The organism is Streptomyces sp. A01, from assembly GCF_059026195.1.
Genome location: NZ_JBWLKN010000010.1, coordinates 74,318 through 87,065, shown reverse-complemented (window position 1 = coordinate 87,065; position 12,748 = coordinate 74,318). Strand labels below are relative to the sequence as shown.

The following is a 12,748-nucleotide window of genomic DNA, read 5'->3' as shown; positions in this document are numbered from 1 at the left end:
CCGTGGCAGGATCGGGGGCGTGGCAGAGAAAGCATCGAAGAAGACAGCAGCGCGGCCCTCCAGCGAGCCGGGCGATCACCCTCGCCTGCTCCTGCTCGACGGCCATTCCCTGGCCTATCGGGCGTTCTTCGCGCTGCCCGCGGAGAACTTCAGTACCACCACCGGGCAGCCGACCAACGCGATCTACGGCTTCGCCTCGATGCTGGCGAACACGCTGCGTGACGAGCAGCCCACGCACTTGGCGGTCGCCTTCGACGTCTCCCGTAAGACGTGGCGCTCCGAGGAGTTCCCGGAGTACAAGGCGACCCGGTCGAAGACCCCGGATGAGTTCAAGGGCCAGGTGGAGCTGATCGGTGAGCTGCTGGACGCCATGAGCGTCACGCGTTTCGCTGTCGACGGCTTCGAGGCCGACGATGTGATCGCCACCCTCGCGACCCGGGCGGAGGCCGAGGGCTTCCACGTCTCGATCGTCACCGGTGACCGGGACGCCTTCCAGCTGGTCTCCGACCAGGTGACCGTGTTGTATCCGACGAAGGGCGTCTCGGAGCTGACGCGCTTCACCCCGGAGAAGGTGCAGGAGAAGTACGGACTGTCGCCGCAGCAGTACCCGGACTTCGCGGCCCTGCGCGGTGACCCCTCCGACAACCTGCCCGGCATCCCGGGGGTCGGCGAGAAGACCGCCGCGAAGTGGATCAACCAGTTCGGTTCGTTCGACGGGTTGGTCGAGCGGGCCGAGGAGGTCAAGGGAAAGGCCGGGCAGAACTTCCGGGACCACCTGGAGTCCGTGAAGCTCAACCGGCGGCTCACCGAGATGGTCAAGGACGTGGAGCTGTCCTGCGGCCCCGCCGACCTGGCGCGTGCCCCGTATGACCGGCAGGCGCTGACGGTCGTGCTCGACGCCCTGGAGTTCCGCCACCAGAACTTCCGCGAGCGGCTGCTGGCCGCCGACCCCGGCGTGGTCGAGGAGGAGACGGCGCCCGCCGCGGGCGTCGTCGTGGACGGGGTGGCGGTGGGTGCCGGCGAGCTGGCGCCCTGGATCGCCGAGCACGGGGTGACGCCTCTCGGCCTGGCGACGGTCGACGCGTGGGCGTTCGGCGCGGGCAGCGTCAGCGAGATCGCCCTGGCGACGGCCGCCGGACCGGCCGTCTGGTTCGAACCGGCCCAGCTCGACGAGGCCGACGAGCGGGCGTTCGCCGAGTGGATCGCGGACGCTGACGAGCCCAAGGTGCTGCATGACGCCAAGAGCGTGATGCGGGTCTTCGCCGAGCACGGCTGGCCGGTCGCCGGGGTACGGATGGACACGGCGCTGGCCGCCTACCTCGTCAAGCCGGGGCGCCGCTCGTTCGCGCTGGACGCGCTGTCGGTGGAGTACCTGGGCCGTGAGCTGGCCCCGGCCGCGGCCGACAGCGGCCAGCTCGCCTTCGGCGCGGACGACCAGGCCGAGCAGGACACGCTGATGACGCAGGCCCGCGCCATCGTCGACCTCGGTGAGGCGTTCACCGGGCGGCTCGCCGAGGTCGGCGCAGCCGACCTGCTCCAGGACGTGGAGCTGCCCACGTCCGAGCTGCTGGCCCGGCTGGAGCGGGCCGGGATCGCGGCGGACAAGGACTGGCTGGAGCGCATGGAGCAGCAGTTCGCCAGCGCCGTGCAGCAGGCGGTGAAGGAGGCGCACGCCGCGGTCGGGCACGAGTTCAACCTCGGCTCGCCCAAGCAGCTCCAGGAGGTGCTGTTCGGGGAGTTGGGCCTGCCGAAGACGAAGAAGACGAAGACCGGTTATACGACGGACGCCGACGCGCTGGCCTGGCTCGCCGCGCAGACCGACCACGAGCTGCCGGTGATCATGCTTCGGCATCGTGAGCAGGCCAGGCTGCGCTCCACCGTCGAGGGCCTGATCAAGACCATCGCCCCCGACGGCCGCATCCACACCACCTTCAATCAGACGGTGGCGGCCACGGGACGGCTCTCGTCCACCGACCCGAACCTGCAAAACATCCCCGTGCGCACGGACGAGGGCCGCGCCATCCGCCGCGGCTTCGTCGTCGGCGAGGGCTACGAGTCGCTGATGACCGCCGACTACAGCCAGATCGAGCTGCGGGTCATGGCCCATCTCTCCAAGGACGAGGGGCTGCTGCAGGCGTTCACCTCCGGTGAGGACCTGCATACGACGGTCGCCTCCCAGGTCTTCGGCGTCGCCAAGACCGACGTCGACCCGGAGATGCGCCGCAAGATCAAGGCCATGTCGTACGGCCTGGCGTACGGCCTGTCCGCCTTCGGACTCTCCCAGCAGCTGTCCATCGCGCCGGATGAGGCGCGCAAGCTGATGGACACCTTCTTCGAGCGGTTCGGCGGCGTGCGCGACTATCTGCAGCGTGTCGTGGAAGAGGCGCGGGCCACGGGCTACACGGAGACGATGCTGGGCCGCCGCCGCTATCTGCCCGACCTCAACAGCGACAACAGGCAGCGCCGCGAGATGGCGGAACGCATGGCGCTCAACGCACCCATCCAGGGCACCGCCGCCGACATCGTCAAGATCGCCATGCTGCGCGTGGACCGCGCCCTGCGGAAGGAGAAGCTGACCTCCCGGATGCTGCTCCAGGTCCACGACGAAATCGTGCTGGAGATCGCGCACGGTGAGCGGGAGCGGGTGGAGGAAGTAGTGCGCCGCGAGATGGCGGGAGCCGTGCGGTTGAGCGCGCCGCTGGGAGTGTCCGTGGGCGCGGGCTCCGACTGGGAGTCCGCCGCCCACTGAGCCCCGCCCCGCCGGGCCGCCCCGGGCGACCGCCGCCTGACTGGGCGGTGAGGGCCGCCGGCTGCCAGGGGCGGGACCCGACGGCCGGGTCGGGCAGGCGGCGTTGTGGGCGTGACGCCCGGCCGCCCGCTCCGCCGGCCCCCTGGCCTTGGCCCTCCTCCGCCCCGGCTTCGGCCTGGGCGCAGACCGGTTGCTCCCCCGGGGCGGGGGCCCGCCGCCCGGGCCTGGGCCTGGCGCCGGCCGGTCCCGAAGGGCGCCCGCACGTCCACCGGTCGCCGTCGCGCCGGAACCAGGCACCGGCCGGAGCCAAGCACCGGCCCGGATAGAACAACGCGAGACCGACGGGCAGCAGGCGAATGAACAGCCTGTGCGGCCTGGTGTTCGTCGTGCGCCGGGGGAACGCCGATCGCCTCTGTTCCGTCGTACAAGTGAAGGCTGTGTCAGCTGCCGGACGTGTCCCGATCAATGCCGAGCTGTCCTCGTCATTTCTGATCAAAAAGACACGCATTGCGCCGGTAGCTGCGGGCCATAAGTTGCCGTAGTGTCACGAGCGTTGTCGCGCGGGGGAGCGCGTCACGGTCGATCGGGAGGGATGGACGGGATGACAGCGCACATCAGCCGGCGGCTACGCAAGGGAGCGGCCACGACCGCGGTGGCGGCGGTCGCGATGGCGGCGCTCACTGCCTCTCAGGCGCCCGGATTCGCGGGCACCCACCGGGACGGCGCCCGTGAGGCGACCCCGCCCCCCGGCGACCCCATCAGCGGAGACTCCTCGTACCACACGGACCTCCCGCCTCTGAGGACTCCCGGGAAGCCGGACACCTCCGTCGATCTTCCCGGCGCCGGCAAGCCCGGGGCGGACGGCCCCGGCGACCTCGCCGACTCCGGCATCCCGGCGACCGTCCTCGCCGCGTACAAGAAGGCGGAGGCGTCGGTCCAGCGGAACGACCCCGGCTGCGAGTTGCCGTGGGAACTGCTCGCCGCCATCGGCAGAGTCGAGTCCGGGCAGGCGCGCGGCGGCGCGGTCGACGCGGACGGCACCACGCTCAAGCCGATCCTCGGCCCGGTCCTCAACGGCAACGGCTTCGCCAGGATCACCGACACCGACGGTGGCGCCTACGACGGCGACACCAAGCATGACCGGGCCGTCGGTCCGATGCAGTTCATTCCGTCGACGTGGGCGAACTGGGGCCGCGACGGCAACGGCGACGGCGAGAAGAACCCGAACAACATCTTCGACGCGGCGCTGGCGGCGGCCGACTACCTGTGCGCCGACAACCGCGACCTGTCGGTCAAGGCCGACCTGGACCGCGCGATACTCGGCTACAACCACTCGCAGGAATACCTGCGCACGGTGCTCTCCTGGTTCGCCTACTACAAGGACGGCACGCACCAGGTGCCCGACGGCACCGGCGTCCTGCCCGCGGACACCGGTTCGGGCGGCGCGGAGGACAAGCGCGACAAGGGCGGCAAGCACGCGCCCAAGAAGCCCGAAGGCAAGGGCAAGGACGGCAAGCAGCCGCCGAAGAAGCCCGACGACAAGCCGAACACCCCGGACAAGCCGCAGCAGCCCCGGCCGAACGACCCGCCCTCAAAACCCAGTCCCCCCAAGCCGCCGCAGACCCCCAAGCCGCCCCAGACGCCCAAGCCGACTGCCACCAGCCTCACCCACGCGAGCGCCCGGCAGCTGACGGCGACCGAGGGCAAGGCGTTCGACGAGTCGCCGCGCGTCCGCGCCAACGACGCCAAGGGCAAGCCGGTCGCCGGGGTGCGGGTACGGTACGAGATCCGCGGCGAGACCGAGGCCCGCTTCCTCGGCACGGCGCGTCATGCCACCGTGTCCACGCGCGCCGATGGCACCGCCACCGCCCCGCAGCTGCTCGCGGGCAAGAAGGCCGGCGCGTTCACCATCCGCGCCACGATCGTCGGCAAGAGCGGCACCGCCATCGACTTCGGCGCGACCGTCAAGGCCCGGCCCGCGCCCGCCCCGAAGGCCGACGCGCTGACCCGTACGGACACCAAGCCGCTCACCGCGGAGACAGGCGCCTCCTTCGCCGATCCGGTCGAGGTCAAGGCGACCTACCAGGGCAAGCCCGCGGCGGGTGTGGCCGTGACGGCCACCATGGTCACCGCCGACGCGGCCAACGCGCCGCAGAACGACAAGGGCCCCTACTTCGAGGACGCCAAGGGCAACCCTCTCCGCACGCTGGGCGCCCTGAAGACCGATGCGAAGGGGCAGCTCACGCTCCCGAAGATCTTCACGGACGCCACCGCCGGTGACTTCCTGCTCCGGCTGACCACGGCCGACGGCACGTCGCTCACCATCAAGCTGACCGTCACCAAGGCGGCGGCTCAGTAAGAGGACAGCACCGCCGCCCGCCGTCCCGGTCCGCTGACCGAGCCGACGGGAGAGCGGACCGGCACAGCAGGCCAGTGCCCATGCGTGCCAACAGCGCCGCCCCTGGACCCACGACGGGTCAAGGGGCGGCGCTACGTGTTCTCATCTCCGCTCCCCATTGCTACGGTGCCCCACACCTGACGGTGCATCAGGTCGAGGCGCCGTCGCTTCGCACTGGGAGGCCGGAGGCCACACATGCGCGTCCTCGCCGCCGCCGCCATCGGGCTTGCCGCCGCCCTCGCCCTGGTGTTCGCCGTGACCACCCTCGGCTCACCCAGCGGTGAGACCTCCCCCAAACCACTGCTGACGACCATCCCCGACCACCCCTGAGCCCTGCCGCCGCACCCCGAGCCCCGGAGGGAGGCCGCCCATGCGCCGAAAGGCCAGCCTGGTCCTGCTCGCCATGGCCGTGTTCTGCGCGGCCCTGGCCCCGCTCACGCGCTGGTACGCCTTCCCCAGACTGGCCAAGGTCCCGGCGAACGAGTACCAGACCGCTGTGCTGGAGGCCAAGAACGCGACGCTGCTCAACTACAGCACTCTGCGCCCCCGCCAGGTCTCCAAGGTCAGCTTCGTGCAGACGCTCAAGGGCAACGTCGAGGAGTCCGAGCGGGTGGAGAAGACCACCGGGCGCGACGTCGTCGTCTGGGACGCCTTGTCCTACGTGGCCGGACCCGACGGCAAGATGGTCTCCCAGATCCCCGAGCGCTACCTCTTCGACGCCCACTCCCAGGAACCGGTGCACGCGGAGGGTGAGCACGTCGACGGAGACCGGGTCCGCCGCGACGGCATCGCGTACAAGTGGCCCTTCCTGACCGAGAAGCGCGACTACAGCTACTTCGACGCCCAGACCAGGACGTCGGCGCCCATCCACTACAAGGGCACCCGCGACTTCCGCGGCCTGAAGGTCTACTACTTCGAGCAGACCATCCCCTGGACCAGGGTCCCGGTCCCCAAGAAGCTGCCGGTGGACGGCGTCAGCCCGCAGGCCATCGAACGGGCCGGTACCTCCCGCTGGTACACGACCAAGCGCATGTTCTGGGTCGAGCCCGTCACCGGCGCTCCCGTCAACGGCGAGGAGATCCACCGCGAGGAACTGCGTGGCGGCACGCTCCTCGGCGACCGGGACAAGGTGACCGCCTTCGCCGGGCACGTGAAGATGCGCGAGGACTACGTCGAGCACACCGTCGACCTCGTCACCTCCCAGCGCCGGCTGGTCCTGCTCCTCACCAGCTACCTGCCGTGGGGCTTCCTGACCCTCGGCGGCGTCCTGCTCACCCTCTCCCTCTATCTGGAGGCCCGAGGCCGCCGCAGCCCGGCAAAGCCCCCACCCAGGCACCGACGGCTCACCCCGCGGCGGCCGTCAGCGCGTACCGGCGACCCGCCACCACCGGAACCCGCGGGCCTCGCGGCCGAGGGGGCAGGCCGATGGCGCCCGCGGTCGTGGTGGTGAGCGCGTCCCCCGCGGCCCGTCGCGTCCGCCGGTGACGGTGCCGCCGGGGCCACCGCCGGTGAGGTCAGCCCCGTGAGGAGCGCGCCTTCGTGTGGCATGTCGGGGCCGCGGTCGCCGGGTCCTCCGGCCACGGGTGCTTCGGGTAGCGGCCGCGCAGCTCCGCGCGTACGGAGCGGTACCCCTCGCGCCAGAACGACGCCAGGTCGGCGGTGACGGCGGCGGGGCGCCCGGCGGGCGACAGCAGATGGACGACCACGGGCACCCGCCCGCCCGCGATACGGGGCGTCTCCTGCCAGCCGAACAGCTCCTGCAACTTCACCGCGAGCACCGGCCGCTCCTCGCTGTAGTCCACGCGTACGCGCGACCCGCTCGGCACCTCGATCCGCTCGGGCACCAGCTCGTCGAAGCGCGCGGCGTGGCCCGTCGCCCACGGCAGGAGGCGGGCGAGCGCCTGCCCCGCGTCCACCCGTTCCAGATCGGCCCTCCCGCGCGCCCGGTCCAGCGCCCCGGCCAGCCACTCATCCGCCCGGTCCAGCAGTCCCGCGTCGGAGACATCAGGCCACGGTTCTCCCAGCACGCGATGGGCGAACGCCATGCGCTGCCGCAGCGCCCGCGCCTCCGCCGACCAGCGCAGCAACCCGAAGCCCTCACGCCGCAACCCGTCCAGCAGACCGGCCCGTACGAGACGGGGAGAGGGGGCGGTCAGCTGTCGTGCCCGCAGCTCGATCCGGCCCAGCCGCTCCACCCGGCGCGCCACGAGGTCCCGGCGCTCGGTGGACCAGCCGACCTCCTCGGCCTGCGTACAGAGCGCAGAGGCCGCCGTCCGGGCGGTGTCCTCATCGATGACGGCGGCGAGCCGTACCCGGGCGGAAGCCGAGGCCACGGGGCGGTCGGCGACCGCGATGGCCAGCCACGGGGCTTCGCGCAGCCGCGACCCGTCGGCGAGTTCGGCGCCCGTCCCCGACGCCATCAGAAGGGCCCCCGCGCCCCGCGCCCGTGCCACGCGCTCAGGAAAGGCGAGCGCGGCGATCATCCCGGCCACCGCGTCATCCGGGCCCGGCGAGGCCCCGCCCGGTGCGGAGCGTGCGCCGTCGCGCAGTGAGCCCTCCAGCCGGCGGGCCTCCTGCCGCCAGCGTGCCGCGTAGGCGTCACCGCCCCGCCGGGCGGTACGCCACGCCACCGTCAGGTCGTCTCCGTACTCCCGTGGCGGCTCCTCGCTCAGCAAGGCCACCACCTCCGCCGCCCGGCGTGAGCCGACCTCCCGCGCGCCGTCGATGAGCGCCCGCGCGAGACGCGGGTGCAACCCGAGCCGGGCCATACGGGCGCCACGATCGGTCGCGCGGCCGTCCGCGCCGACGGCGCCGATCGCGGTCAACACCTCGTGCGCCGCCGCCATCGCCCCGCCCGGCGGCGGATCAAGCAGCGCGAGACCGGTGGCTCCGGGGTCGCCCCAGCACGCGCACTGCAAGGCGAACGCCGCGAGATCGGCGACCGCGATCTCCGGCGAAGGCCAGCGCGGCAACCGCCCGTCATCGGCCTCCGACCAGCAGCGGTACACGGTCCCCGGCGCCTCGCGTCCCGCGCGCCCGGCCCGCTGCCGTGCGGCGGCCCGTGCGGCTCGTACGGTCGCTAGCGCGCTGAGGCCGCGCGCGTGGTCGGTCCGCGGCTCCCGCGCCAGCCCCGCGTCAACAACGACGCGGACCCCTGGCACGGTCAGGCTCGACTCGGCGACCGAGGTGGCCAGAACCACCCGCCGCGGCCCGCTGCCTCCCGCCAGTACCGCGTCCTGCTCGGCGGCAGGCGCTCGCCCGTGCACCCGCAGCACCTCGGCGCCCAGCGTGTCGGCCCCGCCGAGCTGTCCGGCCACCCGGGAGATCTCGCCGACGCCGGGCAGGAACACCAGAACGTCGCCGTCCTGTTCGCGCAGCGCCCGCCGCACGACCGCGGCGACGTGCTCAAGCAGCACCGGATCGACCCGCATCCCATGCGGTGGCCGCACAGGCCGCGACGGCGGCGCCCACACCACCTCGACCGGGTGCGAGACGCCCTCCGCCGTGACGACGGGCGCGTCGCCACCCTGTCCAAGCGGGGCGGCACCACCATGGTCACCGTGATCAGCGCGGTCACCGTGATCGGCACGGTCGGCACCGAGCGCGCCACCACGGTCAGCACCAGCCTCGCCAGCACCGTCTGTCTCGCCTGCATGGCCAGCACCGCCAGCACTGCCTGCCTCAGCCGCTACGGAGCCAGCGGGCCGTGTACCGCTGCCGTCCGCGGCCGAGGCGGTCGCGCCCCCGCCACCGGCCCCACCCTCGCCGAGCAGCCGGGCCCAGCCCGCCGCGTCCGTGGTCGCCGAGGCCGCGACGAGCCACAGCTCGGGTCGCAGCGTCGCCCGTACGTCGAGGAGGAAGGCGGCGGCCGTGTCGGCGTCGAGATGCCGCTCGTGGCATTCATCGAGCATGACGACGTCGGTCCCGGCCAACTCCTGGTCGCGTTGCAGCCGTTGCAGAAGCACACCGGTCGTGACCACTTCCACGACGGTCCGACGACCGACCTTGCGTTCGCCACGCACCGTGAAACCGACGCTCTCCCCGACGTCCTCGCCGAGCAGCCACGCCATCCGGCGCGCGGCCGCCCGCACCGCGATCCGCCGTGGCTCGGCGACGAGCACCCGGCGCCGCGGCCCACCCGGCCGCAGCAGTCCGGCCAGCTCCAGCGGCACCAGCGTGGTCTTCCCCGTCCCGGGTGGCGCGCACAGCACGGCCGCGCCACGTGTCTCCAGCGCGTGCCGCAACTCGGGCACGGCGGTGCGTACGGGCAGCTGGTCGAGCGCGTCAGTCCGGATCGTCACGGGCCCCATCCTCGCAGCGCCCGCCCCGCCGCCGCGGCGCGGTCATGACACCCCGCACCGGCAGCGTCATGACGCCGAAAGAAAGTAGAGAGAAAGAGAGAGAAGGAGAGAGGGGGAGAGGGGAGAGAGAAGTGTGGAGAGAAGGAGAAAGAAGGGGGCGGAAGGAGAGGGGAGAGACGCCGTCGCGTGCCGCGCGGGAAACAGTGCGCGAAGCGGGCTCCGGGGAAGCGCCCGCGTCCGTACTGGGGCACCGGTAAAGAGGAGCGCCGGTCAGGAAGGGGACACCGCCGAGCCGAACGGGTCAGGCGCGCTCGCAGACGAAAATGGCCGTACCGGGGATCAGCTGTCCGCGCAGCGGTGACCAGCCGCCCCACTCCTGCGTGTTTCCTTCCGGCCATTCCGGTTCGACGAGGTCGATGAGCCGGAACCCGCCCGCCACGACGTCCCTGACGCGGTCACCGAGGGTCCGGTGGTGTTCGACGTACACGGCGTGTCCCGTTTCGTCCTGCTCGACGTACGGCGTGCGGTCGAAGTAGGAGGCGGAGACCGACAGCCCTTCCGGGCCCGGTTCGTCGGGGAAGGCCCAGCGGATGGGGTGGGTCACCGAGAACACCCAGCGGGCGCCGGGCCGCAGGACCCGGTGCACCTCACGCATGACCCGGACCGGGTCGGCGACGAAGGGGATCGCGCCGTACGCCGAGCAGGCGAGGTCGAAGGAGCCGTCGGCGAAGGGCAGCGCCCCGGCGTCGGCCTGGACCAGCGGCACCGTGGCCGACCGGGGGAGCTCCTCGCCGATCCGCAGCGCGTGCTGCAGCTGTCGGTGGGAGAGGTCGAGGGCGATCGGCCGCGCGCCCTGCGCCGCCAGCCAGCGGGAACACTGCGCGGCGCCCGCGCCGATCTCCAGCACGCTCAGTCCGCTGAGTCCGGCCGCCGGTCCGAGCAGGGCGGCTCGCGCCTCGTCCAGACCCTCAGGCCCCCAGATGAACCGGTCGTCGCCCAGGAACGCTCCGTGCTCGTCCTGATACTCGTCGGCGTTCCGGTCCCACCAGCCCTTGCTGGCCCGGTTGCTTTCGGTGTCTCCCGCTGGGCGCCGGGTGGCGGTGGCGTCGTCGTCCACCCCAACGGCCTCATCGGCCTCATCGATCATCACGTCTGCCATCGCGGCCCCGCTGGCGCCGGCTACGGGGGCGTGTGGGAAGGCGGGCGTGGTGGGCGCGGGGTGCTGGGGACGCTGCGCGAGCGGGTCGGACGCGTTCTGGGCCTGGCGGTCTTGGCTCATCGTCGGTGTCGTCGTACTCTCTGACTCGGCCTGCGGCTGGGGGCACCATGAGTGTTCCTCAGCGGCGGTGTGGACCACGCACGTGCCGGGTATGCGGCCCTCGTCCCCACGTGCGCTCTTCGCGCATTGACCGTGCCCGGCTGCCCCCGTATGCTACAAGTTGCGCTGCGGGCCTGCGAACCTCAGACGGAGCAGGTTGCGCTTGCATCTGTTGTATGTCCCCTCGGTTGTCGAGGCGCTTGTGGCTTCCCTTCGGGGAGGCGGCAAGATCACGTCTCCTAGGCTGTCCGGCTTCGGCAGTGTGCGATACGGGCTCCCGGCGTAGCATTACCTACGATTTCAATGTCCGTACCGGAGCCCTTTCCCACATGACGAGCAGCACCGAGACCACCGCCACCACCCCGCAGGTAGCGGTCAACGACATCGGTAACGAGGAAGCCTTCCTCGCCGCGATCGACGAGACGATCAAGTACTTCAACGACGGCGACATCGTCGACGGCGTCATCGTGAAGGTCGACCGGGACGAGGTCCTGCTCGACATCGGTTACAAGACCGAAGGCGTCATCCCCTCCCGAGAGCTTTCGATCAAGCACGACGTCGACCCCAATGAGGTCGTCGCCGTGGGCGATGAGATCGAGGCCCTGGTTCTCCAGAAGGAGGACAAGGAAGGCCGTCTCATCCTGTCCAAGAAGCGCGCTCAGTACGAGCGGGCCTGGGGCACGATCGAGAAGATCAAGGAAGAGGACGGGATCGTCACCGGTACCGTCATCGAGGTCGTCAAGGGTGGTCTCATCCTCGACATCGGCCTCCGTGGCTTCCTGCCGGCCTCCCTGGTCGAGATGCGTCGTGTCCGCGACCTCCAGCCCTACGTGGGCAAGGAGCTTGAGGCCAAGATCATCGAGCTGGACAAGAACCGCAACAACGTGGTTCTGTCCCGCCGCGCCTGGCTGGAGCAGACCCAGAGCGAGGTCCGTCAGACCTTCCTCACCACCCTCCAGAAGGGTCAGGTGCGCTCCGGCGTCGTCTCCTCCATCGTCAACTTCGGTGCCTTCGTGGACCTGGGTGGCGTGGACGGCCTGGTGCACGTGTCCGAGCTGTCCTGGAAGCACATCGACCACCCCTCCGAGGTTGTCGAGGTCGGCCAGGAGGTCACGGTCGAGGTCCTCGATGTCGACATGGACCGCGAGCGCGTCTCCCTGTCGCTCAAGGCGACCCAGGAAGACCCGTGGCAGCAGTTCGCCCGGACCCACCAGATCGGTCAGGTCGTCCCGGGTAAGGTCACCAAGCTCGTCCCGTTCGGTGCGTTCGTGCGCGTCGACGAGGGCATCGAGGGTCTGGTGCACATCTCCGAGCTGGCCGAGCGCCACGTGGAGATCCCGGAGCAGGTCGTCCAGGTCAACGACGAGATCTTCGTCAAGGTCATCGACATCGACCTGGAGCGCCGCCGCATCAGCCTCTCGCTGAAGCAGGCCAACGAGTCCTTCGGCTCCGACCCGGCCTCGGTCGAGTTCGACCCGACGCTCTACGGCATGGCCGCGTCGTACGACGACCAGGGGAACTACATCTACCCCGAGGGCTTCGACCCCGAGGCCAACGACTGGCTGCCGGGCTACGAGAAGCAGCGCGAGGAGTGGGAAGGCCAGTACGCCACGGCCCAGACCCGCTTCGAGCAGCACCAGGCGCAGGTCATCAAGTCCCGCGAGGCCGACGAGCAGGCCGCTGCCGAGGGCGCTGCCGCCCCGGCCGCCGGCAGCACGAGTGGCGGCGGTGGCGGAGGCGGCAACGTCTCCGGCGGTTCGTACTCCTCGGAGTCGGACGACAACTCCGGCGCCCTGGCGTCGGACGAGGCCCTGGCCGCGCTTCGCGAGAAGCTGGCGGGTGGGCAGAGCTGAAGCTCCGCCGAGCGCGACACGACGGCCGGCTCGCCCGGCGCACGTAGCGCGTAGCTTGTAGTGCGACGGTGAGGCCCGTCCCCCGAGAAGGGGGCGGGCCTCACCGCTGTTTCCGGGGCGAGCTGATGG

Annotated in this window: 7 protein-coding genes; 5 read left to right on the top strand and 2 right to left on the bottom strand. The window is 71.5% G+C overall.

Features of this window, described 5'->3' with window-relative positions; all coding sequences use genetic code 11:
* Positions 1-19: 19 nt before the first annotated feature.
* The 4 genes from polA (at position 20) to pgfA (ending at position 6,597) form a co-directional block, all read left to right on the top strand.
* Positions 20-2,749 (top strand): DNA polymerase I, encoded by a 2,730-nt coding sequence (gene polA, locus AC5P1B_RS15740; RefSeq protein ID WP_493887748.1) that lies wholly within the window; start codon positions 20-22, stop codon positions 2,747-2,749.
* Between the two features lie 601 nt (positions 2,750-3,350).
* Positions 3,351-5,108 carry a lytic transglycosylase domain-containing protein gene (locus AC5P1B_RS15735; RefSeq protein ID WP_493887747.1) on the top strand — a complete coding sequence of 586 codons (1,758 nt, stop codon included), beginning with the start codon at positions 3,351-3,353 and terminating at the stop codon, positions 5,106-5,108.
* Positions 5,109-5,342: 234 nt separating this feature from the next.
* Positions 5,343-5,477, top strand: coding sequence for an SPW_0924 family protein (locus AC5P1B_RS15730; RefSeq protein ID WP_493887746.1), 135 nt, complete (start codon positions 5,343-5,345; stop codon positions 5,475-5,477).
* 40 nt (positions 5,478-5,517) lie between these two features.
* On the top strand, positions 5,518-6,597 hold the full coding sequence (gene pgfA / locus AC5P1B_RS15725) for a cell envelope lipid trafficking protein PgfA (protein WP_493887745.1): 1,080 nt from the start codon (positions 5,518-5,520) through the stop codon (positions 6,595-6,597).
* Positions 6,598-6,661: 64 nt separating this feature from the next.
* On the opposite strand, the gene hrpB is transcribed toward pgfA, so the two are convergent.
* Positions 6,662-9,448, bottom strand: coding sequence for an ATP-dependent helicase HrpB (gene hrpB, locus AC5P1B_RS15720; RefSeq protein ID WP_493887744.1), 2,787 nt, complete (start codon positions 9,446-9,448; stop codon positions 6,662-6,664).
* A gap of 301 nt (positions 9,449-9,749) precedes the next feature.
* Positions 9,750-10,607: a class I SAM-dependent methyltransferase gene (locus AC5P1B_RS15715; protein ID WP_493887923.1), complete on the bottom strand. Its 858-nt coding sequence runs from the start codon at positions 10,605-10,607 to the stop codon at positions 9,750-9,752.
* A 488-nt stretch (positions 10,608-11,095) separates the two neighbouring features.
* Between AC5P1B_RS15715 and rpsA the strand changes: the two genes are divergently transcribed.
* Complete coding sequence (gene rpsA / locus AC5P1B_RS15710; RefSeq protein WP_493887743.1) at positions 11,096-12,619, top strand: 30S ribosomal protein S1; 1,524 nt, start codon at positions 11,096-11,098, stop codon at positions 12,617-12,619.
* Positions 12,620-12,748 lie beyond the last annotated feature (129 nt).